This window comes from Saccharothrix sp. 6-C, assembly GCF_016695385.1.
Taxonomy (GTDB): Bacteria; Actinomycetota; Actinomycetes; order Mycobacteriales; family Pseudonocardiaceae; genus Actinosynnema; species Actinosynnema texasense.
In genome coordinates, this window is the sequence record NZ_CP064192.1 from 2795988 (window position 1) to 2819246 (window position 23259).

Annotated in this window: 21 protein-coding genes; 13 read left to right on the forward strand and 8 right to left on the reverse strand. The window is 73.0% G+C overall.

Annotated elements, in window-relative coordinates:
- Window positions 1-4: 4 nt before the first annotated feature.
- Window positions 5-1492: an acyl-CoA synthetase gene (locus IOD16_RS12525; protein WP_201440179.1), complete on the forward strand. Its 1488-nt coding sequence runs from the start codon at window positions 5-7 to the stop codon at window positions 1490-1492.
- Between the two features lie 109 nt (window positions 1493-1601).
- Here the strand turns inward: IOD16_RS12525 and IOD16_RS12530 are convergent, their stop codons facing one another.
- Window positions 1602-2384, reverse strand: coding sequence for an IclR family transcriptional regulator (locus tag IOD16_RS12530; RefSeq protein ID WP_201440180.1), 783 nt, complete (start codon window positions 2382-2384; stop codon window positions 1602-1604).
- A 123-nt stretch (window positions 2385-2507) separates the two neighbouring features.
- Here IOD16_RS12530 and IOD16_RS12535 point away from each other — a divergent pair, with 123 nt between their 5' ends.
- The 4 genes from IOD16_RS12535 to IOD16_RS12545 all read left to right on the forward strand — a co-directional run bounded on the left by IOD16_RS12535 (window position 2508) and on the right by IOD16_RS12545 (window position 7595).
- Window positions 2508-3677, forward strand: coding sequence for a 4-hydroxybenzoate 3-monooxygenase (locus tag IOD16_RS12535; RefSeq protein WP_201440181.1), 1170 nt, complete (start codon window positions 2508-2510; stop codon window positions 3675-3677).
- Window positions 3678-4240: 563 nt separating this feature from the next.
- Entirely contained in the window at window positions 4241-5632 is a 1392-nt protein-coding gene (locus tag IOD16_RS12540) for an endo-1,4-beta-xylanase (protein ID WP_201440182.1), read from the forward strand.
- Between the two features lie 283 nt (window positions 5633-5915).
- Complete coding sequence (locus IOD16_RS40950) at window positions 5916-6047, forward strand: hypothetical protein (RefSeq protein ID WP_268957705.1); 132 nt, start codon at window positions 5916-5918, stop codon at window positions 6045-6047.
- Between the two features lie 144 nt (window positions 6048-6191).
- A complete protein-coding gene (locus IOD16_RS12545) occupies window positions 6192-7595 on the forward strand; it encodes a cellulase family glycosylhydrolase (protein ID WP_201440183.1) in 1404 nt (467 codons plus the stop codon).
- Between the two features lie 83 nt (window positions 7596-7678).
- On the opposite strand, the gene IOD16_RS12550 is transcribed toward IOD16_RS12545, so the two are convergent.
- The 3 genes from IOD16_RS12550 to IOD16_RS12560 all read right to left on the reverse strand — a co-directional run bounded on the left by IOD16_RS12550 (window position 7679) and on the right by IOD16_RS12560 (window position 11395).
- Window positions 7679-7993, reverse strand: coding sequence for a SelT/SelW/SelH family protein (locus tag IOD16_RS12550; protein ID WP_123742081.1), 315 nt, complete (start codon window positions 7991-7993; stop codon window positions 7679-7681).
- Window positions 7994-8203: 210 nt separating this feature from the next.
- Window positions 8204-8530, reverse strand: coding sequence for a hypothetical protein (locus IOD16_RS12555; RefSeq protein WP_148088704.1), 327 nt, complete (start codon window positions 8528-8530; stop codon window positions 8204-8206).
- A gap of 57 nt (window positions 8531-8587) precedes the next feature.
- Entirely contained in the window at window positions 8588-11395 is a 2808-nt protein-coding gene (locus tag IOD16_RS12560; RefSeq protein ID WP_201440184.1) for an ATP-binding protein, read from the reverse strand.
- Window positions 11396-11452: 57 nt separating this feature from the next.
- Between IOD16_RS12560 and IOD16_RS12565 the strand changes: the two genes are divergently transcribed.
- Both IOD16_RS12565 and mmuM read left to right on the forward strand, forming a co-directional pair.
- The gene (locus tag IOD16_RS12565; RefSeq protein WP_201440185.1) at window positions 11453-12052 is read left to right on the forward strand and encodes a phosphoribosylanthranilate isomerase; all 600 of its coding nucleotides are present in this window, start codon (window positions 11453-11455) and stop codon (window positions 12050-12052) included.
- Window positions 12053-12155: 103 nt separating this feature from the next.
- Window positions 12156-13055, forward strand: a complete 900-nt coding sequence (mmuM, locus tag IOD16_RS12570) for a homocysteine S-methyltransferase (RefSeq protein WP_236594937.1) — start codon at window positions 12156-12158, stop codon at window positions 13053-13055.
- Window positions 13056-13076: 21 nt separating this feature from the next.
- On the opposite strand, the gene IOD16_RS12575 is transcribed toward mmuM, so the two are convergent.
- Window positions 13077-13820: an SDR family oxidoreductase gene (locus IOD16_RS12575; protein ID WP_201441328.1), complete on the reverse strand. Its 744-nt coding sequence runs from the start codon at window positions 13818-13820 to the stop codon at window positions 13077-13079.
- A 140-nt stretch (window positions 13821-13960) separates the two neighbouring features.
- Between IOD16_RS12575 and IOD16_RS12580 the strand changes: the two genes are divergently transcribed.
- Complete coding sequence (locus IOD16_RS12580) at window positions 13961-14623, forward strand: TetR/AcrR family transcriptional regulator (protein WP_201440186.1); 663 nt, start codon at window positions 13961-13963, stop codon at window positions 14621-14623.
- A 33-nt stretch (window positions 14624-14656) separates the two neighbouring features.
- On the opposite strand, the gene IOD16_RS12585 is transcribed toward IOD16_RS12580, so the two are convergent.
- The gene (locus IOD16_RS12585) at window positions 14657-15610 is read right to left on the reverse strand and encodes an alpha/beta fold hydrolase (protein ID WP_236594938.1); all 954 of its coding nucleotides are present in this window, start codon (window positions 15608-15610) and stop codon (window positions 14657-14659) included.
- A gap of 484 nt (window positions 15611-16094) precedes the next feature.
- On the opposite strand from IOD16_RS12585, the gene IOD16_RS12590 reads away from it, so the two are divergent.
- On the forward strand, window positions 16095-17465 hold the full coding sequence (locus tag IOD16_RS12590) for an MFS transporter (RefSeq protein WP_201440187.1): 1371 nt from the start codon (window positions 16095-16097) through the stop codon (window positions 17463-17465).
- 200 nt (window positions 17466-17665) lie between these two features.
- Complete coding sequence (locus IOD16_RS12595) at window positions 17666-18391, forward strand: SDR family NAD(P)-dependent oxidoreductase (RefSeq protein ID WP_201440188.1); 726 nt, start codon at window positions 17666-17668, stop codon at window positions 18389-18391.
- 3 nt (window positions 18392-18394) lie between these two features.
- Here the strand turns inward: IOD16_RS12595 and IOD16_RS12600 are convergent, their stop codons facing one another.
- Window positions 18395-19651: a glycosyltransferase 87 family protein gene (locus IOD16_RS12600; RefSeq protein WP_201440189.1), complete on the reverse strand. Its 1257-nt coding sequence runs from the start codon at window positions 19649-19651 to the stop codon at window positions 18395-18397.
- Between the two features lie 269 nt (window positions 19652-19920).
- Here IOD16_RS12600 and IOD16_RS12605 point away from each other — a divergent pair, with 269 nt between their 5' ends.
- The 3 genes from IOD16_RS12605 to IOD16_RS12615 are packed head-to-tail and all read left to right on the forward strand — an operon-like array spanning window position 19921 to window position 22566.
- Window positions 19921-21135, forward strand: a complete 1215-nt coding sequence (locus tag IOD16_RS12605) for a cytochrome P450 (protein ID WP_201440190.1) — start codon at window positions 19921-19923, stop codon at window positions 21133-21135.
- Window positions 21136-21163: 28 nt separating this feature from the next.
- Entirely contained in the window at window positions 21164-21364 is a 201-nt protein-coding gene (locus IOD16_RS12610) for a ferredoxin (RefSeq protein WP_201440191.1), read from the forward strand.
- A complete protein-coding gene (locus IOD16_RS12615; protein ID WP_201440192.1) occupies window positions 21361-22566 on the forward strand; it encodes an NAD(P)/FAD-dependent oxidoreductase in 1206 nt (401 codons plus the stop codon). Before IOD16_RS12610 ends, IOD16_RS12615 begins: the two co-directional genes overlap by 4 nt.
- 7 nt (window positions 22567-22573) lie before the next feature.
- On the opposite strand, the gene IOD16_RS12620 is transcribed toward IOD16_RS12615, so the two are convergent.
- Window positions 22574-23212, reverse strand: coding sequence for a hypothetical protein (locus IOD16_RS12620; protein WP_123747809.1), 639 nt, complete (start codon window positions 23210-23212; stop codon window positions 22574-22576).
- Window positions 23213-23259: the final 47 nt, after the last annotated feature.

A 23259-nucleotide genomic window follows, 5' to 3' on the forward strand; every position in this document is an offset into this window, starting at 1 on the left:
CGAAGTGAGGAACTCGGGGCTCGGGAGTTGGCCGTACCGGCGGGCGCTGATGTCGCCGGACCGGGTGGCGATCGTCCACTCCGGACAGCTGACCTACGCGGAGCTGGCCGAGCGCGTCACGCGCCTCGCGCACCGGCTGCGCGGGGCCGGCGTGGGCAGGGGCGACCGGGTCGCGTACCTGGGCCCCAACCACCCGTCGTTCGTGGAGTCGATGTTCGCCGCCCACGTGCTCGGCGCGATCTTCGTGCCGGTGAACTCCCGTCTCACCGCCCCCGAGGTGGCGCACGTGCTGGCGGACTCGGCGCCGTCGGTGCTGGTGTGCGCGCCGCAGTGCGAGGAGGTCGCCCGTTCGGCTTTCACCGGTGTGGTCGTCGCGGTGGGTCCGAGCTACGAGCGGTGGTTGACCGAGGGCGCCGTCGCGCCGATCGACGAGGTGGTGGCGCCCGACGACGTGGCGCTCATCCTCTACACGTCCGGCACGACCGGTCGCCCGAAGGGCGCGATGCTCACGCACGCCAACCTGGTCTGGAACACCTACAACCTGCTGGTGGGCGTGGACGTCACCAGCACCGAGCGCACCCTGGTGTCCGCGCCGCTGTTCCACGTCGCCGCGCTCGCGCAGACGTTGCTGCCCACGTTCATCAAGGGCGGCACGGCGGTGCTCACCTCGTCGTGGGACGTCGATTTGGTGTACGACCTCATCGAGCGGGAACGGGTCACGCTGACGTTCGGCGTGGCCACGATGTACGCCGACCTGGCCGCGTCACCGCGCTGGGCCACGGCCGACCTGTCGTCGTTGCGGCACCTGCTGTGCGGCGGGGCGGCCGTGCCGGACTCGCTGATCCGCGCCTACCAGGAGCGGGGGCTGACGTTCTGCCAGGGCTACGGCCTCACCGAGACCGCGCCCGGCGCGACGTTCCTGGAAGCGGGGGAGAGCGTCCGCAAGGTCGGGTCGGCGGGGGTGCCGGTGTTCTTCGGCGAGGTCCGGGTCGTGCGCGACGACGGCGTGGACGCGGAGGCGGACGAGCCGGGGGAGGTGCTGGTGCGCGGCCCGAACGTGACGCCGGGCTACTGGCGCGACCCCGGCGCGACGGCCGCCGCGTTCGCCCGCGACGGCTGGTTCCGCACCGGCGACGTCGGGAAGTTCGACGACGAGGGCCACCTGCGCGTGGTGGACCGGCTGAAGGACATGTTCATCTCCGGCGGCGAGAACGTCTACCCGGCGGAGGTGGAGAACGCCCTGGTCGCCCACCCGGACGTGGTGGAGGCCGCGGTGATCGGCGTCCCGGACCCCAGGTGGGGCGAGGTCGGGCGGGCGTTCGTGCGGTGCGCCGGCGGTGGCGGGCCGTCCCGGGAGGAGCTGCGGGCGTTCCTGCTCACCAGGCTGGCCAAGTACAAGGTGCCGGTGCACGTCGACCTGGTGGACCGGCTGCCGCGAACCGGCTCGGGCAAGGTCCGCAAAGCCGCCCTGCGCCAACTGCCCCAACCCTGAGCCGCCGCGCGTGTCCTACCTTCAGAACAGGCGTGTCCTACGTTCGGAACCCGGGTGTCCTGCGTTCGGAACCCGGGTGTCCTGCGTTCAGGACACCCGGGTTGAACCCTCAGGTCGACCGGACCGCGCGGTGCGCCAGGTCGTCCAGCCGCCGCCCGATCGCCTCGGCGGCGGCACGCAGGTCCGGCACGAGGCGGTGCAGGTCGGTGCGCACGGAGCGGACCACGATGCCCAGCGCGCCGGGCGGTTCCTGCCCGTCCGCCGGGATGGCGACGGCGACCGAGCACGAGCCGAGCGTCATCTCCTCGCTGGTCAGCGCATACCCGCGAGCGGCCGTGGCCCGCAGCTCGCGCGCCAGCCGAGCCCGTTCGGTGATCGTGTAACGGGTGCAGCGCAGCAGCGGGCGTTCGAGGTAGGCGCGCACGAACGCGGGGTCGGCGCGGGCCAGCAGGGCCTTGCCGACCCCGGTCGCGTGCAACGGCAGCCGCGCCCCGGTGCGGGAGACGATCGGCACCGAGCGGTGACCGGCGAGCTTCTCCACGTACAGCGCGTCGAACCCGTCGTGCACGGCGAGGTGGATGTTCTCGCGCGTCGCCTCGTACAGGTCCTGCATGAACGGCAGGGCGACCTCCCGCAGCCGACCGGCCACCGGCGCCAGCGTCGCCGCTTCCCACAGCCGCAGGCCGATGCCGTAGCTCCCGTCCGCGTCGCGTTGCAGCGCGCCCCACGACACCAGTTCGCGGACCAGCCGGTGCACCGTCGGCAACGGCAGGTCCGCGCGCCGCGCCAGCTCGGTCAGCCTGAGCCGCGGGTGCTCGGCGTCGAACACGCCCAGCAACGCCAGCGCCCGCCCGGCCATCGAGCGCCGGGGCGCGTCGCGGTCGACCGCCATGCAGCTTCTCCTTCGAACGCCGGACGTCGACCGTAACGGCGGGTCCGGTTCGGATTCACCGCCACTTTCACCCAGTGGAAGTCGATCCTGGCGAACGGCCGCACGCCGTCCTTGGCTTGACCCATGCGAACGAGAGTCGGAATCGTCGGCGCGGGTCCCGCCGGCCTGGTGCTGTCCCACTTGCTGGCCGAACGCGGCATCGACTCCGTGGTGGTCGAGACGCGCGGCCGTGCGGCGATCGAGCAGACGATCCGCGCCGGCGTGCTGGAGCAGGGCACGGTGGAGCTGCTGACCGCCATGGGTGTCGGCGCGCGTGTGCTGGCCGAGGGCGCCCGGCACGACGGGATCGAGCTGCGGTTCGGCGGCCGCGGTCACCGGGTCGACTTCAGCGGCCTCACCGGCCGGGCGGTCTGGCTGTACCCGCAGCACGAGGTGCTCAAGGACCTGATCGCGGCACGGCTCGCGGCGGGCGCCGACATCAGGTTCGAGGCGAGCGACGTGGCGCTGCGCGGCATCACGTCCGACGAGCCCGTCCTCTCCTTCACCGACGCCGACGGCACGCGGGTCGAGCTGCGCTGCGACGTGATCGCGGGCTGCGACGGCTCGTCGGGCGTCAGCAGGCGGTCCATTCCCGACGGCGACCGCACCGACTACTTCCGCGCCTACCCGTTCGGCTGGTTCGGCATCCTGGCCGAGGCGCCACCGTCCTCGAAGGAGCTGGTCTACGCCCACTCCGACCGGGGGTTCGCGCTGATCAGCACGCGGACGCCCCAGGTGCAGCGGATGTACTTCCAGTGCGACCCCGACGAGCGCGCCGACGACTGGAGCGACGACCGGATCTGGGCGGAGCTGAACGCGCGGGTCGCGGGCGACGGGTTCAGCCTGGCGGAGGGCCGCATCTTCGACCGGGGCGTGATCCCGATGCGCAGCTACGTGTGCGAGCCGATGCGGCACGGCCGGCTGTTCCTGGCCGGGGACGCGGCGCACGTCGTGCCGCCCACCGGCGCGAAAGGACTGAACCTCGCCGTGGCGGACGTGGTGGTGCTCGCCCGCGCGTTGGAGGAGTACTTCGCCACCGGGTCCACCGGGGCGTTGGACGCCTACGGCCCGACCGCGGCCCGGCGGGTGTGGCGGGCGCAGCACTTCTCGTGGTGGATGACGTCGATGCTGCACACCGACCCGGCCGGTTCGCCGTTCGACGTCAAGCGGCAGCTCGGCGAGCTGGAGCTGATCACCTCCAGCACGGCCGCCGCGACGCACCTCGCCGAGGCGTACACGGGCTGGCCGCTGTAGCCACTGGCCGACAGGTGCGATCGGCGCAATCCGGCTGCCGGTGTTCGGACCAGGTCGCCGATAAAGTTGCGAATCTTCTTTCGAACAGTTTCGAAGGTTGCCGAATATGGCTCCGGCGGTCGGACCACTTCGGTCAGTATCGGTTCAGGTTGTCGGAACATGGTGTCTAAACAGGGGTTTCGACCTGGTCGGTCGAGTCGGAACACGTCGTTGTGGACGAGTTCGACCGGCTGTTGACCTGCCGAACTGTCCCTTACGGGCCGATGTGGGCCCGCAAGGATGCCGCGTTTCGGTGCTTGCCAGACCTATCTGTTTCGGTTAATACTTCTAAAAGTTTCAGGCCGGGCACGGTCGGGTGCCGCCCCCGATGGTGTCCGCCTGCGCTGCGCACGCTCTGGAGGACCATCTCAACGACCTGTCGTTGGCGTGGAGGAATCCCGTGGCACCGGGCCCTCCCTCGCCAAGTGTGCGGATCCGGACCACCCCGCCCCGGCGGTTCGGGTCGACCCGGCAACCACCCCCACCACCTGCCGAACCCGCAGGTGCTCTCAGAAGGTGCAAACATGAAGCTGACATCGAGGTCAGTGTTGCGAGCGGCACTCGTGTCGACGTTGGTGACCGCCACCACGGGCGCCGCGGTGCTCCTGGCGACGTCGGCCAACGCCGGGACCACCCTCGGCGCCTCCGCGGCCGAGTCGGGTCGCTACTTCGGCACGGCCGTCGCCGCGAACAGGCTCAGCGACTCGACGTACGTCGGGATCCTCAACCGTGAGTTCAACATGGTCACGGCTGAGAACGAGATGAAGATGGACGCCACGGAGCCGAACCAGAACCAGTTCAGCTACGGCAACGGCGACCGGATCGTCAACCACGCCCGTGCCCAGGGCATGCGGGTGCGCGGTCACGCGTTGGCGTGGCACTCGCAGCAGCCGGGCTGGATGCAGAACATGTCCGGCACCGCGCTGCGCAACGCGATGCTCAACCACGTCACCCAGGTCGCCACCTACTACCGGGGCAAGATCTACGCCTGGGACGTGGTGAACGAGGCGTTCGCCGACGGTTCCGGCGGCGGGCGTCGTGACTCGAACCTGCAGCGCACGGGCAACGACTGGATCGAGGCGGCGTTCCGCGCGGCGCGGGCGGCCGACCCGGGCGCGAAGCTCTGCTACAACGACTACAACACCGACGACTGGACGCACGCGAAGACCCAGGCCGTCTACCGGATGGTGCAGGACTTCAAGCAGCGCGGCGTGCCGATCGACTGCGTGGGCCTGCAGTCGCACTTCAACAGCCAGAGCCCGGTGCCGGGCAACTACCAGACCACGCTGTCGAGCTTCGCCGCCCTCGGTGTGGACGTGCAGATCACCGAGCTGGACATCGAGGGCTCCGGCTCCGCGCAGGCGGCCAACTTCGAGCGGGTCGTCAAGGCCTGCCTCGCGGTAACGCGCTGCACCGGCATCACCGTGTGGGGCATCCGGGACACCGACTCGTGGCGCGCCTCGGGCACCCCGCTGCTGTTCGACGGCTCGGGCAACAAGAAGGCCGCCTACACCTCCACGCTGAACGCCCTCAACAGCGGCGGTTCCACCGTGCCCACGTCGACGACGACGTCCACGACGGACCCGACCGACCCCACCACCACGACGACCACGATCCCCGGTAACGGCGGCTGCACCGCCTCGGTGTCGCTGAACTCGTGGAACGGCGGCTTCGTCGCCACGGTGAAGGTCACCGCCGGCTCGTCGGCGATCAACAGCTGGACGGTCACGACCGACCTGCCGTCCGGCGTGGCGGTCACCAACGCGTGGAGCGCCGAGCGCTCCGGCACCAGCGGCACCGTCCAGTGGCGCAACGTCAGCTACAACGGTCGCGTCGCGGCCGGGATGTCGACCGAGTTCGGCTTCCAGGGCACCGGTTCGGCCTCGGGCATCTCGCCGAGGTGCACGGCCGGCTGATCGCGCACGACTGAAGTCGCTCCGGTCGAAGCCCGGTGCGGGGACCCGCGTCGTCCCCGCACCGGGCTTCGCGCGGTCGACCCTCCGCCGCCGCGCACGTCACGCCTCGTCGTCGAGCCGGGGCGCGACTTCACCGCGATGATCGGCGCGGTCCTGGACCTGGGTCCGTTCGCGAGGCGCGCCACGCGAGCGCCGCGCGTCGACCGGTCGAGGACCACCTGGCGGCGTTGGCCGCGGCGCTGCCCGGCCCGCCGCGGGCGAAGGCCGCGATGATGCGGGAGGGGTGCGCGACGGCCTGGTCGCCCAGACCCGCCGGACCGGCCGCGCCGCCGCCGTGCCGGCCACCGCGTCGCACGGCGTGGTCGCCGCGTCGGCCCATGTCTGCCGCCGGTGCGCCCAGGCCGGTTTCCGCTGATCGGACGCTGACCGGCCGACACGGAGCGTCACGGCGAAATGTCAGGGTGTGAGACAGGCTCTGTACGAGCGCGCGTGTCCCGGTGTACGTTCCCGGCGGGTCTGGGAGCGCTCCCAGGCATCCTTCGAGATGAGGAGGGGCTCAGTGAAGCGCTCCACCGCACTGCTCGCGGCTTGCGCGGTGGCACTCGGCTCAGCGGCGACGATGTTGCCGAACGCCGTGGCCGCCGCCCAGGGCTGCAAGGTCGACTACGCCGTCACCAGCCAGTGGTCCGGCGGGTTCCAGGCGGGCGTCAAGGTCACCAACCTCGGTGACCCGGTCAGCGGCTGGTCGCTGACCGTCGCGTTCCCGAACAGCTCCCAGCGGGTCACCCAGGGCTGGAACGCCACCTGGACCCAGTCCGGCTCCACGGCCACCGCCACCAACGTCGACTGGAACCGGACGCTGTCCACCGGCGCGTCGACCGACCTGGGTTTCGTCGGCTCCTACTCGGGCAGCAACCCGACGCCCACGTCGTTCGCGCTCAACGGCGTCGCGTGCACCGGTTCGACCACGGGCACGTCCACCACGTCCACGACGACCACCACGACGACGAACCCGCCGGTCGGCCGCAACCCGGTCGAGATCAACGGCCAGCTGCGGGTGTGCGGCGTCAACCTGTGCAACCAGTACAACCGCCCGGTGCAGCTGCGCGGCATGAGCACGCACGGCATCCAGTGGTTCGACAAGTGCTACAACAACAACTCGTTGGACGCGCTGGCGAACGACTGGAAGTCCGACCTGCTCCGCATCGCGATGTACGTGCAGGAACAGGGCTACGAGACCAACCCGTCCGGGTTCACCAACCGGGTGAACAGCCTGGTCGACATGGCCGAGGCGCGCGGCATGTACGCGATGATCGACTTCCACATCCTCACGCCGGGTGACCCGAACTACAACATCGACCGGGCCAAGACCTTCTTCGCCGCCGTCGCGCAGCGCAACGCGAGCAAGAAGAACGTGATCTACGAGATCGCGAACGAGCCGAACGGCGTGAGCTGGGCGTCGATCAAGAGCTACGCCGAGCAGGTCATCCCGGTGATCCGCGCCGCCGACCCGGACGCCGTCGTCATCGTCGGCACGCGCGCCTGGTCGTCGCTCGGCGTGTCGGAGGGCTCCAGCGAGACCGAGGTCGTCAACAACCCGGTCAACGCCACGAACATCATGTACGCGTTCCACTTCTACGCCGCGAGCCACAAGGACAACTACCGCGCGACCGTGAGCCGTGCCGCGCAGCGCCTGCCGCTGTTCGTGACGGAGTTCGGCACCGTCCTGGCCACCGGCGGCGGCACGTTCGACCGGGCGAGCACCACCGCCTGGCTGGACCTGCTGGACCAGCTCAAGATCGGTTACGCGAACTGGACGTACTCGGACGCGAACGAGAGCAGCGCCGCGTTCCGCCCGGGCACCTGCAACGGCGGTGACTACTCCGGCAGCGGTGTGCTCACCGACTCCGGCGCGTTGCTCAAGAGCCGGATCAGCACGCCGGACAACTTCCCGACCAGCTGAACCACGCTCCACCGAGGACGGGGCCCCGCGTTCGCGCGCGGGGCCCCGTTCCCATGTCGTCGCTCGATCGGGTGACCGGCTGCTCAGTCCGCGGTCGCCGGGTCCGCGGCCTTCCGGTGGCGGTCGGTGTGGCCGAGGTCGCGGTCGGGGGCGATGCGGTCGCGCACCAGCTGCTTGAGGGCGGCCAGGTCGGGGAAGCCGTCCTGCGCCTTGCGGGACCACAGGGTCTCGCCGTCGAGCCGGACGTCGAACACGCCGCCCGTGCCCGGGATGAGAGCGACCTCGCCCAGTTCGGTGGTGAACGTGGTCAGCAGCTCCTGCGCCGTCCAGCCGGCGCGCAGCAACCAGCGGCACTGCGTGCAGTACTCGATCTCCAGGCGGGGCTCCTTCGCGGTCACCGGCCCAGTATCGCCAGTCGGGCGGCCCGCCGGCGACCTCGGTGGCGGCGGTCACGGCGGCGGGGGAGGTCGTGAGGTGTGGGGCCGGTGCCAGCCCCCAGAGTTGACACCGGCCCCGTCCGGCGGGAGCGGACGTGGGTCCGCTGTCCACCGGTCATCGCCGGCGGTGGCGGTAGCTCCCCCTGAGCACCGCCCCCGCCGGGGGCACCGTCACCCGATGCGGGCGGACTCGGGACCGGTCGGCCCGGTGATCCGGTCGAGTGGCACGGCGGAGGCTTCGACGATCCGCTCGAAGGACACCCCCGCCCGGTCGAAGACCCGTTCCAGCGCCTCGGCGTCGTCGGCGGCGAAGACGCCGAAGTAGCTGTCGTCACCCGGGACGGCGAGGCAGCACCGCAGGACGACGGGCGGTGCGCACAGGTCGGCGGCGGCGCGCACCGCGGCCATCGCGGCGGCGACCTCACGCGGGTTCGCCGCGTGCAGGTAGCACTCCGCCAGGAAGAGCCTGGTCGGCCGCTCCACTCCGACAACGGTCATGCGGGCACTCTCACCCCCGCGCCCCCGCCGGCGCATCGGGGAGCGACCCCACAGTTGCTACCCCTGGCGCAGGAAGTCCAGCCGGGCCAGCTCGCGACGCGTGCGCACACCGGCCTTGCGGTAGATGCGGGTCAGGTGGGCCTCGACCGTCTTCTCGGTCACGTACGCCGCCCCGGCGACCTCCCGGTTGCTCATCCCGGCCGCCACCAACCGCGCGATCCGCAGCTCCGCGGCGGTCAGCTCGTGCTCGTCACCGCGGCGCAGCCCGAGCGTGGCCAGCTCGGCGTCGACCTCCGCCACCCACGACGGCGCGCCCAGCCCGTCGAACACCTCCCGTGCCGCCAGGAGCGCCTCCCGCGCCGCGAGCTTCAACCGCCGCCGACGCAGCACCCGGCCGCGCACCAGGTCAGTGCGGGCCCGCTCGAACGGCATCGGCAGCAGGTCCGCCGCCTCGGCCGCCGCCGCCAACGCCTCCTCCGCGTCCTGCGGGTCGCCCCACGCCATCCGCACGAGCGCCCGCGACCTGGCCGCGACCACCGCGATCCACGGACGTGGCGCCCGGTCGCGACGCTCCTCCAGCTCGGCCAGCAGCCGCGTCGCCTCGGCGTGCTCACCCAGCTCGACCACCGCCTCGACCAGGTCGCCGTACAGGGTGCTGATCGGGAAGTCGGCCATGCCGACCTCCGCGCACAGCGCCACCGCCGCCGTCAGGTGCCCGCGCGCCGCGCCCGGGTCGCGCCGGGACAGCTCGACGAACCCCAGCACGGCACGCTGGTGCACCGCGACCCACGGGTCGTCCAGCTCCGCGGCCACCTCCAACCCGCGTGTCGCCGCCTCACGCGCCTGCTCCCACCGGCCGCGGTGCGCGTCCAGCAGAGCGCGGGTGTAGAGCGCGTAGGCGAACCACGGCCGCTGCCCGGACTGCTCCGCCGCCTCCACGGCCTCCGCCGCCCGCCGCCCCGCCCGCGCCCAGTCGCCGAGCCACACGTCCAGCTCGGCCAGGTGCACCAGCCCGTGCACGGCCACCGCCTCGTCCTCGCGCGCGACCTCCTCCCGGTGCGCCGCCTCGACCAGCGCGCGTCCCCGCACCGGGTCCAGGTACTTCGTCAGCACGCGCAGGGTGCTGCGGGCCATCCGCGCCTCACGGGTCTGGCCGGTCGCCGACACCAACGCCGCGCCGCGCTCGACGTCGTCGGCGAACAGCCCCACCCCGGCCAGCAGCCGGTAGTAGGCGCCGGTGATCAGGATGCACGCCACCAGGTCGCTCGGCGCGGCGTCCTCGTGGCCCGTGATCGCCTCCAACGCCTGCTCGGTGTTGCGGCACCGCAGCCGGGTGTCGTGCTGGCAGAACAACGACCGCCGCAGGTAGGCGGACGCCCGCAGCAGCGGGTCGTCGCCGACCTGGGCCAACGCCTGGTCGGTCAACGCCGTCGCCCGCACCGGGCCGTCCTCGAAGAACACCACGACCGCCAGGTCGATCAGCACCGCCGCCCGCTCCGGACCCGCCGGGACGTCCTCCACGTCGAACGACTCGAGCAGCTTGCGGGCGCCCGACGCGTCACCGGCGTAGTACCGGCACACCACCGCCGAGGCCAGCAGGACGGCCCGTCGCCGCGGGTCGGCCGCGTGCGTCCCGGCCAGCTCCCACAACCGGGCCGCCGCGTCGGGCGCGTTGCGGGCCTGGGCGCTGCGGGCGGCCTCGTCCAACGCGTCGGCGACCGCGGGGTCCGGGCCGTCGGTGCTCAACGCGAGGTGCAGCGCGCGGGGCTCCGGGTCGTCGACGACCCCGGCGAGCCTGCGGTGGACCCGCCTGCGCCCGCTGCCCGACGCGGTGGCGAGCAACGTCGAGCTGAGCAGCGGGTGGGTGAACCGGACCGCGCCCGCCACGATCTCGATCACGCCGCGGTCCTCGGCGTCGACCAGCGCGTCCTCGGCCCGGCGCGGGTCGTCCGACGCCCGGCGCACCAGGTCGACGGTCGGGTGCGACAACGCCGCCGCGCACAGCAGCGCGTCCCGGCCGTGGTCGGTCAGCACGGCGAGCCGGTCGGCGAGCAGCTCCTCGATCGCGCGCGTGGTGGGCAGCGGCAGGCCGAACGCGCCGACCTCGCCGGGATCGGGCAGCGCGCGGGCGATCTCCAAGGCGTAGAACGGGTTGCCGCCGCTGGCCTGGCGCAGGCGGGTCAGCGTCGGCCGGGGCAGCGGCGTGCCCAGGTGCGCGCGGACCAGCCGGTGCAGCGCGCCGACGCTCAACCCGGCCAGCCGCAGGTGCGCCAGGTCGTCACGGGCGGCCAGGCCGAGCGGGACGTCGGGCGGGCGTGCCGACACGACCACCGCGACGTGCTCGTCGGCCAGCCGGCGCACCACGTACCCCAGGACGGCGGCGGTCGGCTCGTCCAGCCACTGCGCGTCGTCCACGGCCAGCACCACCGGCGCGGTCGCGGCCATCGCCCGCACGACGTTGAGCACGGCCACGTGCACCGCGCGCGGGTCGCCGGGCCCGTGCTCGGCATCGCGGCGCAGCAGCGCGACGTCCAGCGCGGTGCGCTGCGGCCCGGGTAATCGGGCGATCAGCTCGTCGTCCACGCGGTCGACCAGGTCGATCAGGCCGCCGTAGGACAGCCGGGCCTCCGGTTCCGCGGGCCGGCAGGCCAGCACGGCGTACCCGCGCCGTTCGGCGTCCCGCAGCACGTGCTCCCACAACGCGGACTTGCCGATGCCCGCCTCGCCGGACACGACCAGGCAGGCCGAGCCCGCCCGCGCCCGGTCGAGCACCTCGGCCGCCACCGCCGCCTCGGGCTCCCGCCCGACCAGCTCCCGCCACTGCCGCACGCGCGCGCCGCCTCCCCGCCGCGGGGAACGCAGCACGACTCCACTATCACCACGAGGTCCGGGCACGGGAAGCCCACCGCTACTGTTCGCGCCATGTACGTCAAGTTGTGCGGACTGCGCACACCGGCCGACGTCGCCGCCGCCGCGGACGCGGGGGCGGACGCGGTCGGTCTCGTGCTCAGCGCGAGCGTCCGGCAGGTCGATCCCGCGACCGCGCGGCGGCTGGTGCGCGAGGCGCCGCCGCACGTGCTGACCATCGGCGTGTTCAGGGGGGTGGCGGCGGCGGACGTGCGCCGGCTCGTCGAGGAGTCCGGTGTCGGGGCGGCGCAGCTGCACGGCGACTACCCGCGTGCCGCGTTCGACGAGCTCGCCGCGGCGGGGGTGCCGCTGGTCCGGGCGGTCACGTTGACCGCGGACACGGACGTGCGGGTCGGCGCCTACGGCGAGCAGATGCTCCTGCTGGACTCGCCCGAGGCGGGTTCCGGCCACCGGTGGGACCTGTCCGCGCTCGACGGCGCCCGACCCGACGGCCACTGGCTGCTCGCGGGTGGTCTCGGCGTGGACGACGTCGCCGAGGCCGTCGTCCGCGCCCGGCCGTGGGGTGTGGACGTGTCGAGCGGCATCGAGGCGAGCCGCGGGGTCAAGGACCACGGGCTCATGCGGGAGTTCGTCGCCGCCGCGCGCTCCGCCTGACGGCCGGCCGTGCGGGGGTCCGCGCGGTGCGCCGTCCGGGCCGGGAGTCGGGTGTGACGGCTGTCGGGAAGACCGACCGGTGCCCGGTATGTAGGGTCGGGCTGTGTCCGAGGAACGGCTGACCGACGTGCTGGCCCGCCGGGTCGTGGTGGTGGACGGCGGGCTGTCGACCGCGCTCACGGCCGCCGGCCACGACCTGTCCGACTCGCTCTGGTCGGCCCGCCTGCTGCTCACCGACCCGGCCGCGATCACGGCCGCGCACCTGGCCTACTACCGGGCGGGCGCCGAGGTCGCGATCACGGCCGGCTACCAGGCCACGTTCGAGGGCTTCGCCCGCCGCGGGCTCACCGCGGCGGAGACGGCGGGCCTGCTGCGCGACAGCGTGGCGCTGGCCCGCCGCGCCGCGTCCGAAGTGGACGGGCCGCGGTGGGTGGCGGCGTCGGTGGGACCTTACGGCGCGATGCTCGCCGACGGCTCGGAGTACCGCGGCCGGTACGGCCTGGGACCGGGCGCGCTGGAGTCGTTCCACCGGCCCCGGATCGAGGTGCTGGCCGAGGCGGGGGCCGACGTGCTCGCGGTCGAGACGATCCCCGACGTGGAGGAGGCGGAGGCGGTGCTGCGGGTGGTCGCCGGGTCGGGCGTCCCGCTGTGGCTGTCCTACAGCGCGCGGGGCGCGCGGACGTGCGCCGGCCAGCCGTTGGCGGAGGCGTTCGAGGCGGTGCGCGGGGTGGCCGAGGTGGTCGCGGTCGGCGTCAACTGCTGCGACCCGGCCGACGTCGACGAGGCCGTGGCCACCGCCCGGGAGGTCACCGGCAAACCCGTCGTCGTGTACCCGAACAGCGGCGAGAGCTGGGACGCCACCACCCGGAGCTGGACCGGCGCACCGGCCTTCGACCCGGCGCGGGTGGCCGGCTGGGTGGCGGGCGGCGCCCGGCTGGTCGGCGGCTGCTGCCAGGTCGGCCCGGCCACGATCCGCGACCTGGCCGCCGTGCTGAAGGGCTGATCGGGCCGGCGCCCGGGCGGGTCAGCCGCGGCCGATGAAGGGCATCGTGGTGGCCATGACCGTCATGAACTGCACGTTGGCGTCCAGCGGCAGGCCGGCCATGTAGCGGACCGCGTCGGCGACGTGCGAGACGTCCATGGTCGGTTCGGCGGCGATCGAGTCGTCGGCTTGCCGGACCCCGGCGGACATCCGCTCCGTCAACGGGGTCGCGGCGTTGCCGATGTCGATCTGGCCGCAGGCGATGCGGTGGCGGCGGCCCTCCAGGGAGATCGACTTCGTCAGCCCGGTGATGGCGTGCTTGCTCGCGTTGTAGGCCACCGCGTCGGGGCGCGGGGTGTGGGCGGAGACCGAGCCGTTGTTGATGATCCGGCCGCCCTGCGGGTCCTGCTCGCGCATCGCCCGGAACGCGGCGCGGGCGCACAGGAACGCGCCGGTCAGGTTCGTGTCGACCACCCTGGACCACTGCTCGACGGTGAAGTCCTCCAGCGGCGTCGCGGGCACGTTCGTCCCGGCGTTGTTGACCAGCAGGTCCACCCGGCCCCACCGCTCGCGCACGGTGGTGAAGAGCGCGTCGACGGACGCCTCGACCGTGACGTCGGTCGGCACGACCAGGACGTGCCCGGCCGGCGCCCGGTCGGCGGTCCCGGCCAGCGCGTCCGCGCGCCGCCCGGCGAGCGCGACCCGGTGACCGGCGTCGAGCAGCGCGCGGGCGACCGCGCGCCCCACGCCCGAACCGGCGCCCGTCACCACGGAAACCGGGGCCATGGCGTTCTCCTCCCAGTCGACGTCGACGGCCGCGTCGACCACCTCTGTCTACCTGATCCGGTCCGCGCAGAAGGCCGAACCCCGGCACGAGGTCGGTCGGTCACGCGTCGGGCGGCGCTCGTCCCGGTACGGTGTCGACCGTGGCGGCGGACGTCGGCAGGACCCCCAGGGCGGAGCAGGTCGGAGCTACGCGGCAGCAGATCCTCGCCACGGCGGAACGGCTGTTCGCGGAGCGGGGCCTGTACGCGGTGTCCAACCGGCAGATCAGCGCCGCCGCCGGGCAGGGGAACAACACCGCCGTCGGCTACCACTTCGGCGCCAAGGCCGACCTCGTGCGGGCGATCATGCTCCGGCACACCTCCCGCATCGAGTCGTCGCGGCGGGAGGCGGTGGCCGCCGTCGCCGGGTCGCGCGACGTCCGCGACTGGGTGGCCTGCCTGGTCCGCCCGGTGACCACCTACCTGGCCTCGTCGGGCGACCCGACCTGGTTCGCCCGGTTCAGCGCGCAGGTGATGACCGACCCCGCGTTCCGGGTGATCCTGGCCGAGGAGGCGCTGGCCGAGGACTCGTTGCGCCACGTGGTGGAGAACCTGATCGGACTGCTGCCCGACATGCCCGCGGACGTGCGCGAGGACCGCGCCGGCATGGTCCGGCACCTCATCGTGCACGTGTGCGCCGAGCGGGAACGGGCGCTCGCGGAGGGGACCGAGACGCCGAGGTCCACTTGGGACGAGACGGCGAACGGCCTGATCGACGCGATCACCGGGCTGTGGACGGCGCCGCACACCGCCGACCCCGCGTAGGACGGCCGGACGGGAGCCCGCGGGCTCCGGGGTTCAGGCGAAGAACTCGGTGAAGTGGTCGATCACGGTCTGCGGTGACTCCTCGACCAGGTAGTGGCCCGAGTCGGGGACGACGACGACCCGCACGTCCGTCGCCTGGTTGGGCAGGGTCGCCCGCATCTGCGCGGCGAAGGCGCCGTCGGCGAGGTTGGACACCATGCCCAGGACCGGCGCCGTCACCCGGCCGTAGTCGGCGAGGTCGACCACGTCCTGCCCGAACGTGCCGTACCAGGCGTTGCCGCCCCGGATGTTGTCCGGGTCGTCGTAGTGGTGCGCGTACACCGCGCGGTCCAGCTCGCCGACGGCGTCGCGGTTCAGCAGGAAGTTGTCGAAGATCCAGTCGACGAGCAGCCGCGAGCGCCCCGCGAGGAGCCGTTCGGGCAGCCCGGCGACCTGGTTGAACGCGAACCACCAGGGGTGGTAGGGCTGTCCGGGCAGGGGCACCATGCGCAGCTCGTACACCGACTCGTCCGGGTGGAGGATGTCGAGCATGGCGATGCGGCCGGTGGCCTCGGGGTGGTTGGCCGCGAAGCTGAACGCGATCTGCGCGCCGATGTCGTGGCCCGCGATGTCGACCCGGTCGTAGCCCAGGGCCCGCACCAGGCCGCGGACCGCGGTGGCCATGCTCTTCTTGTCGTAGCCGCCGGCCGGTTTGGCGGAGGTGCCCATGCCCGGCAGGTCGGCCGCGATGACGCGGTGCCCGGCGGCGGCGAGCGCGGGCATGACCTTGCGGAACTCCCACCAGGTCTCCGGCCAGCCGGGCAGCAGGAGCAACGGCTTGCCGGTGCCGCCCGCGACGTAGTGCAGGCGCAGGCCGTCCACGGTGACGTGGTCGCTGCGGAACCCGCCACCCAACGACCGGGCCAGCTCGGCGTCGGTGGGAACGGCGGACCGCGTGGCGCCCGCGGAGGTCCTCGTCGAAATCTTCAGGTCATTGTTCCTCGTCACGTCGCAATCCTCTTCCCAACGTCCGGGCACGCCGGCGGCCACCGCGTTCTGCGATTTCGCCGGGTATTCCAAGCGGCGTGGGCGAACGTCTCCATCGGGTGTGCGGTAATGGCCATCGTGTATTACGGAACCGGTCAGTGCTTCTTCCAGGTTGCCCTTCGCCCGGAAAATGTGTCGTCCGGGCGTGGGTGTCTGTTAAGGGCGGCGCAGTGGGGTGTCGCGCCATTCAGTCGGCAGGCGGGCGCCCGGTGTTGCGTCGTCCGGGTGATGCGGATCGGCGTCGCATCGGAGTGCGACCACTCCTCGGGTGGGTTCGCGCTGGTCGCCGGGCAGAGGTGAGTGCAACTCATGAGTTGCGCATCCTGCGCACTGTGTGCAACCATCCGATTGCGGTCAGTGGCGACCGAAGGGTTCTCGCGGTGCGCGCCCGGCCCGGAGACGTGCCGAGGTCGACCACGCCGGCTCCTGGAGAAGGGAACACCTCTTGACCGCCGAGATCACCACCTCGCCGGCCCGCTTCACCGGTCGCGAGCGGCTGGTCCTGCTGATCCTGCTCGGCGCCGGGTTCATGCTGTCCGTCGACTTCTCCATCCTCAACGTCGCGCTGCCCCAAGTGGGCGAGGGCGTCGGGTTGGACCTGTCGGCGCTGCCGTGGATCGCCTCCGCCTACGCCCTGCCCGCCGCCGGCTTCACCCTGCTGTTCGGGCGGTTGGCCGACCTGTTCGGCAGGCGCCGGCTGCTCCTGGCCGGCATGGTGCTGCTGACCGGCGCGTCGCTGCTCGGCGGCTTCGCCACCAACCCCGGGATGCTGCTGAGCGCCCGCGCCCTCCAAGGGCTGTCCACCGCCATGACCATCCCGGCGGCGCTGTCCCTGCTGACCACGACGTTCGAGGAAGGCGCGCGGCGCGACCGCGTCCTGGGCCTCAACGGCGCGCTCCAGTCCGGTGGCTTCACCGTCGGAGCGCTCGTCGGCGGCGCCATGGTCAGCCTGCTGAGCTGGCGCGCCGCGTTCTTCATCAACGTCCCCGTCGCGGTGCTGATCCTGGTGGCGACGCCGATGCTGATCGGCGAGAGCAGGAAGCCGGAGCGGGTGAAGCCGGACGTGCCCGGCGCGGTCGCGGTGACCGGCGGTCTGCTGGCCGTGGTCTACGCGATCGTGGAGCGCAGCGTCGCCGCGGCGGTCGTCGGCGTCGTGCTGCTGGCCGCGTTCTGGGTGATCGAGCTGCGTGCCGCCGCGCCGTTGACGCCGGTGCGGATCCTCAGGCGCCCCACGGTGAAGTGGGGCAACTACGCCGGTCTCGTCATCCTCACCATGGAGACGGCGATGATCTTCCTGATGACGCTGTACCTGCAGCGCGTCCTGGGGCTCACCCCGCTGGTCACCGGTCTGGTCTTCGGCGTGCCGGGGCTGGCGGCGGTGTTCGCGGGGCCGGTCGCCGGGCGCTTCATCGGCCGGCACGGCTACCGCAAGGTGCTGGTCGCCGGCATGACCGTGCAGGCCCTCGCGACGGTGCCGCTGGTGTTCGTCGGCGCCGACCGCCTCGGCCTGGTCATCCTGCTGCCGGCGCTGTTCGTCGGCTTCTTCGGCCACGTGGCGGCCATCGTCGCCTACACCGTGACCGGCACGTCCGGTCTGCCGAACGAGGAGCAGGGCCTGGCCACCGGCCTCACCTCGATGACCCAGCAGGTCGCCATCACGATCGGCATCCCCGTCCTCAGCGCGGTCGCGGCCACCGGGAGCACCGAGCTGGCCGGCATCCACCTGGCCCTGGCGGTGAACGTCGTCTTCACGTTCACCGGCATCGTGCTCGTCTGGTTCGGGCTGCGCCCGCGCGTCGGGGCCGCGGTTCGGTAGCGGGCGCGGACGGCATTCTCGAAAGGCCGCGGCGACGGTTCCCCGGCCGTTTTCGGCATTCCCCGGCACATTCCGGCCGGGTGCGCGGAAATTTCGTCCGATGGGCGCGGAGGCAATCCGCGAGTAGTTCCGGGCAGGCCCCGACCATAACGTGGAGCGCACGGGCCGATTCCGGTCGTCCACCCCACGCGAGGAGCAGCATGGACATCACGGGCAAGGCGGTCCTGGTGACCGGGGCCAACCGCGGCATCGGGAAGGCGTTGGTCGAGGAGGCGCTGCGGCGGGGCGTCGCGCGGGTCTACGCCGGCACCCGCCGACCCCTGTCGCACCCGGACGGGCGCGTCGTGCCGGTCACCCTGGACGTCACCGACGCCGCGCACATCCGCGCCGCCGTCGAGCGGGTCGACACCCTCGACGTCCTCGTCAACAACGCCGGCGTCCTGGAGTTCGACGACCTGGCGGACCGGGAGCTGCTCGACCGGATGCTCGCGGTCAACTTCTACGGCGTGCGCGACGTGACCATGGCGTTCCTGCCCAAGCTGGTGGAGGGCGGCGGCGCCGTCGCGAGCAACATCTCGGTGAACGGTTTCGTGGCGCTCCCGCTGAGCGCGTCCTACTCGATCTCGAAGGCGGCCGTGCTCGCGATGTCCCAGTCGCTGCGCGCCATCCTGGCGTCCCGGGGGGTGAGCGTGCACTCGATCCTCACCGGCCCGGTGGACACGGACATGACCGCCGGGCTGGAGATCGCCGAGAAGGCGTCACCGGAACTGGTGGCGCGCAACATCCTCGACGGGATCGAGGAAGGCGCCGAGGACATCTTCCCCGACCCGTTGTCGCAGGGCCTGGCCGACGACTGGCGCGCCGGCCTGCACAAGGCCCTCGAACGGCAGTTCGCGTCGGTCTACGAGGCCGCGACACGGGGCTAGCGCTCAGGACGGGGACGTCAGCGGGCCGGGCCGGCGCTCGGCGCGCCGCAGCGCGACGGCGAGCGCGGCGAGGAAGACGATGCCGGCGACCACGGTCAGGCTGTTGAGGACGATGACGGTCGTCAGGGTGCCCGCCATCACCTCGCCCGCGGAGGTCTGGGTCGGCGCGCCCACCGCGATCACGAACGTCAGCACGCCCGAGGCGGCCAGCACGAGCCACGTCAGCGCCGCGCCCGCCACGTGCGCTGCGCTGCGCCGCCAGGCCCACCACAGCCAGACGGCGAGCCCGGGAGCCGCCCACACCCAGTGGAACGGCCAGGACACCGGTGACACCAGCAGGCTGGTGACGGCGCAGGTGAAGATGCCGACCGCCTCCAGGCCGCGCCGGCTCGCCCACGCGGCGACCGCCAGCCCGGCGACGCCGACCGGGACCGCCGACGCCAGCCAGAACCACTGCGTGCTCAGCACACCGGGCAGGTGCGCGAGCACACCGCGGATCGACTGGTTGAACGGCGCCGCGCCCGGCGTCATCATCCGCCCGATGTCGACGACGAGCCCGCCCGCCCAGCGCGCCGACGGGCCGGGCAGCACGAGGAAGCCGACGAGCACGGTGGCCGCGAACGTCGCCGAGGCCACCGCGGCGGCGCGGACGCGCCGGGTGAACAGCAGGTAGGCGATGAAGATGAGCGGCAGCAGCTTGATCCCGGCCGCGATCCCGATGGCGACGCCCTGGAAGCGCCCGGTCCGGCGGGTCAGGTCGGCCACGAGCAGCAGCAGGAGCAGGATGTTGATCTGGCCGACGGTGAAGTTCAGCATCACCGGCGCCAGGGGCAGCGCGGCGACCGCGGCCAGGAGGGCGACCTTCGCCCGCCGGTCCCGCGACCGGGGCGCCACCAGCCCGAGGGCCAGCCAGATCGCCGCTTCGAGCGCGAGCACGTTGACGAAGGTCCACCCGGCGAACGCGACGGGGACGCCGGCCAGGCCCAGGACGGAGAGCACCACCGCGCCGAACGGCGGGTAGGTGAAGGGGTACCCCTCCACGGTCGCGACGTCGTAGGGCGAGATGCCGTGCAGCACCGCCGAGCCGGCCACGTGGTAGACCCGGAAGTCCGGTCCGATCAGCCACAGCGGGTGGGGCTGCGCGATGGCGGCGACGAGGACGGCCGTCACCGCCGCCGCGATGGCGAGCGCGGCCACCACGATCCCGGCCGAGAGGCGGTTCGTCGTCGTGGGGTGCTCCGGGGCCTCGGTCCTCGTCATGGGCCAGTCCTCACGTTGCCGGGTCGACGGGCGCGCCACCGCGGACTCCGGGTGCCGCTCGACGTGCCGAGCGCGCGTGATTCCACCTCCGCGGAACTACTCCGTCCCTCTCTACTGGTTCCGGGTTCGCGCCGACTACCGCTGACCGGGCGACCGCGGCCGGTGACGCAGCGGTGCCGGGGCGCGGTCGGCCGATCACGTTGCGTCGTGCGCCGATCGCCGGCAGTCTTAAGTCAGTTGATTGAATCAAGCTCGAGGAGGCGGTCGCGGTGGCGCTCGGAGACACCGACCACGTGCTGGACTACCCGATCCCCGGTCCGGCCGCGCTGGAGCCGCCCGCGGAGTGGGCCGAGCTGCGGCAGGGGTGCCCGGTCGCCCACGTCCGGCTGCCCAGCGGCGACGCGGCCCGGCTGCTGACCCGCTACGACGACGTCAAGCAGGTGCTGGCGGACCCCAGGTTCACCCGCAACCTCGACGCGCCGGACGCGGCCCGGATCGCGGCGAACGAGTCCGGTGGCGTGTTCAACAGCGGCCTGGGCAAGGCCATGCGCGAGGAGTACCACCAGCAGTGGCGGCGCATGGTCGGCAAGTGGTTCACCGCCAAGCGCATGACGGCGCTGCGGCCGGGCATCGAGGCGATGGCCGAGCGGCTGCTCGACGACATGGTGGCGGGCGGCGCGCCCGCCGACCTGAAGGCCGCGCTCGGCTTCCCGCTGCCGGTGTGGGTCATCTGCGACATGCTCGGCGTGCCCGAGAGCGACCGGGACAAGTTCGCCTACTGGTCGAACACCCTGCTCAGCCTCACCCGCTACGCGCAGGCCGAGATCGACGCCGCGCAGGCCGAGTTCGCCGCCTACATGAGCGCCCACATCGCCGCGACCAGGGCGGACCCGGGCGACGACCTGATCAGCGAGCTGATCACCGCCGCGGCGGGCGCCGGCCACGTCATGCCGGACGAGGCGCTGCTGGCCACCTCGCAGGGCCTGCTGGTGGCCGGGCACGAGACCACGGCCAACATGATCGGCAAGATGGTCGGGATGCTGCTGGCCGACCGGACGCGGTGGGAGGCGCTGCTGGCCGACCCGTCACTGGTGCGCACGGCGGTGGAAGAGGCGTTGCGCGCCGACGCCAACCCCGGGTTCGGCATCCCGCGCTACATCACCGAGGACGCCGAGATCGGCGGCAGCGTGATCCCGCGCGGCACGACCGTGGTGTGCAACCTGGCCGCGGCCAACCGGGACGAGGACGTCTTCGCCGACGCCGCCGGGCTGGACCTGGCGCGCACCCCGAACACGCACCTGGCGTTCGGCTCGGGCGCGCACGCGTGCCTGGGGCAGTCGTTGGCCCGCACCGAGCTGCAAGCCGTGCTGGAGGTGCTGCTGCGCCGCCTGCCGACCCTGGAGCTGGCCGTGCCCGCGGCCGAGCTGGAGCGCGTCGACGGCCTGGTCGTCGGCGGTCTGCAGGAACTGCCCGTCCGCTGGTGACGGCGACGAGACCCGAGGAGGGCGACAGATGAAGGTCACCGTGGACGAGGACAAGTGCTGCGGGGCGGGCTCCTGCGTGCTGGCCGCGCCGGACGTGTTCGACCAGCGGGACGAGGACGGCGTGGTGGTGCTGCTCGACCCCGAACCCGCCGAGCACCTGCACGCCGCGGTCCGAGAGGCCGCCGAGGTGTGCCCGGCGGCGGCGATCGCGCTGGGCGAGCGGGCGTGACACCCGCTCCCGAGGTGGCCGACGTGCTCGTCGTCGGCGCCTCGGCCGCCGGCCTGGCCACCGCCGAGGCGTTGCGCCGCAAGGGCTACACCGGCGGGCTGACCCTGCTCGGCGACGAGGCGCACCCGCCGTACGACCGTCCCCCGCTGTCCAAGCACGTCCTGTCCGGCGCGTGGGAGCCCGGACGCGCCCGGCTGCGCGGCCAGGACGCGCTCGACGGGCTGGGCGCGAGGTTCGTGCTCGGCGACCCGGCCGTGTCGCTGGACCCGGCCGCGCGCGGCGTGCGCACGGCGTCGGGGACCGTGCTGCGGGCCGACGCGGTGGTCGTCGCGACCGGCGCGCGGCCCAGGACCCTGCCGGACCAGGAGGGTCTGGGCGGCGTGCACGTGCTGCGCACCGTGGGCGACGCGGTCGCGTTGCGGGCCGACCTGCTCACCGCCGAACGGCTCGTGGTGGTGGGCGACGGCGTGCTCGGCGCGGAGGTCGCCGCCACGGCGCGCGGCCTCGGCCTGGACGTCACCCTCGCCGGGCCGCAGCCCGCGCCCCTGGCCGCCCAGCTCGGACCGCTCGTGTCCGGTCTGCTCGCCGACCTGCACGCCGCGCACGGTGTCCGGCTGCGCCTCGGCGCCGCCGTGCTCGGCCTGACCGGGCGGGACGGGCGCGTCACCGGCGTGCGGCCGGCCACCGGCGACGTGCTGCCGGCCGACGTCGTCGTGGTCGCGCTGGGCGCGGTCCCGAACACCGACTGGCTGCTCGACAGCGGCCTGCTGCTCGACAACGGCGTGGTCTGCGACGCGAGGTGCCGTGCCGCGGCCGGCGTCTACGCGGTCGGCGACGTGGCGCGGTGGCACCACGAGCACCTGGGTTCGTCGCTGCGCCTGGAGAACCGGACCAACGCCACCGAGCAGGCCGGGGTGGTGGCCGACAACATCCTCGGCGCGGACCGCGCGTACACGCCCGTGCCGTACTTCTGGACCGACCAGTTCGACGCCAGGCTCCAGGTCTTCGGCCGGCTGCCCGTCGACGCGGAGGTGTCCGTCGTGGACGGTGACGTCACCGCGCGCCGGTTCGTCGCGCTCTACCGGCTCGCGGGCGAGCCGGTCGGCGTGCTCGGCTGGAACATGCCCAAGCAGGCCCGCCTGCTCCGGCAACGCCTGCTCGGCCAGGCGCCGACCCCCGGGAGGGCGAGGACGACGGCGTGACCCGAGGTCACTTGGACCAGGTGATGGGCGACTTGTCGTAGCCGTCGCCGTTGGCGTAGCCGGCGGCGGCGACCGCGGCGCCCTCGCGGGCTCCCTGGAGCACGCACGTCTCGTACTTCGCGCCCACGGTGGTGAAGTCCTTCTTCGCCGTCTCCGACTCGCACTGCTTCGTGTCGCCGCTGATGATGACGCCGGTGCCCTTGCCGTCCGCGCCGAGCGCCCGCAGGCTCAGCGAGCTGTAGGACAGGTCGGTGCCGCCGACGTTCTCCACGGTCACCCTGATGTAGAACGGCGTGATGCCCTTGGCCTTCTCGCCGAACGCGGCCAGGTCGGCGTTGGCGCCCTGGTCGATCGCGGTGACGGTGATGGCGATCGTGCCGTTCTTCTCGGTGCCGTACTTGAACGGGACCACCGCGCGGTCGCCGACCTTGAGCTCGGTGCCGGGCGCGGTGACGTCGCTGACGGGTGTGTCGTCGGCCGGGGCGGGCGCCTTGCTCTTCGACGTGGTGCTCGTGGTGCTCGTCGTGGTCTCGGTCGTCGCCTCGGTGGCGCCGGGCGAGGCGGTGCCCGTGGTGGCGTCGCCGCAGGCCGTCAGCAGCAGCGCGAGCGCGCCCACGGAAGCGATCAGCGTGCGGTTGACCTGCATGAACGACACTCCTCGAGCTGAACGGGGCCGGCGCGTGCGCGCGGGAA

Bases quoted from the DNA above. Each gene is read 5' to 3' on its own strand.
- IOD16_RS12620 (WP_123747809.1), bottom strand. From the start codon at position 23,212: ATGCAGGTCAACCGCACGCTGATCGCTTCCGTGGGCGCGCTCGCGCTG.
- IOD16_RS12600 (WP_201440189.1), bottom strand. From the start codon at position 19,651: ATGACGAGGACCGAGGCCCCGGAGCACCCCACGACGACGAACCGCCTC.
- IOD16_RS12555 (WP_148088704.1), bottom strand. From the start codon at position 8,530: ATGACCGTTGTCGGAGTGGAGCGGCCGACCAGGCTCTTCCTGGCGGAG.
- IOD16_RS12575 (WP_201441328.1), bottom strand. From the start codon at position 13,820: ATGGCCCCGGTTTCCGTGGTGACGGGCGCCGGTTCGGGCGTGGGGCGC.
- IOD16_RS12610 (WP_201440191.1), top strand. From the start codon at position 21,164: ATGAAGGTCACCGTGGACGAGGACAAGTGCTGCGGGGCGGGCTCCTGC.
- IOD16_RS12530 (WP_201440180.1), bottom strand. From the start codon at position 2,384: ATGGCGGTCGACCGCGACGCGCCCCGGCGCTCGATGGCCGGGCGGGCG.
- IOD16_RS12565 (WP_201440185.1), top strand. From the start codon at position 11,453: ATGTACGTCAAGTTGTGCGGACTGCGCACACCGGCCGACGTCGCCGCC.
- IOD16_RS12535 (WP_201440181.1), top strand. From the start codon at position 2,508: ATGCGAACGAGAGTCGGAATCGTCGGCGCGGGTCCCGCCGGCCTGGTG.
- IOD16_RS12540 (WP_201440182.1), top strand. From the start codon at position 4,241: ATGAAGCTGACATCGAGGTCAGTGTTGCGAGCGGCACTCGTGTCGACG.
- IOD16_RS12595 (WP_201440188.1), top strand. From the start codon at position 17,666: ATGGACATCACGGGCAAGGCGGTCCTGGTGACCGGGGCCAACCGCGGC.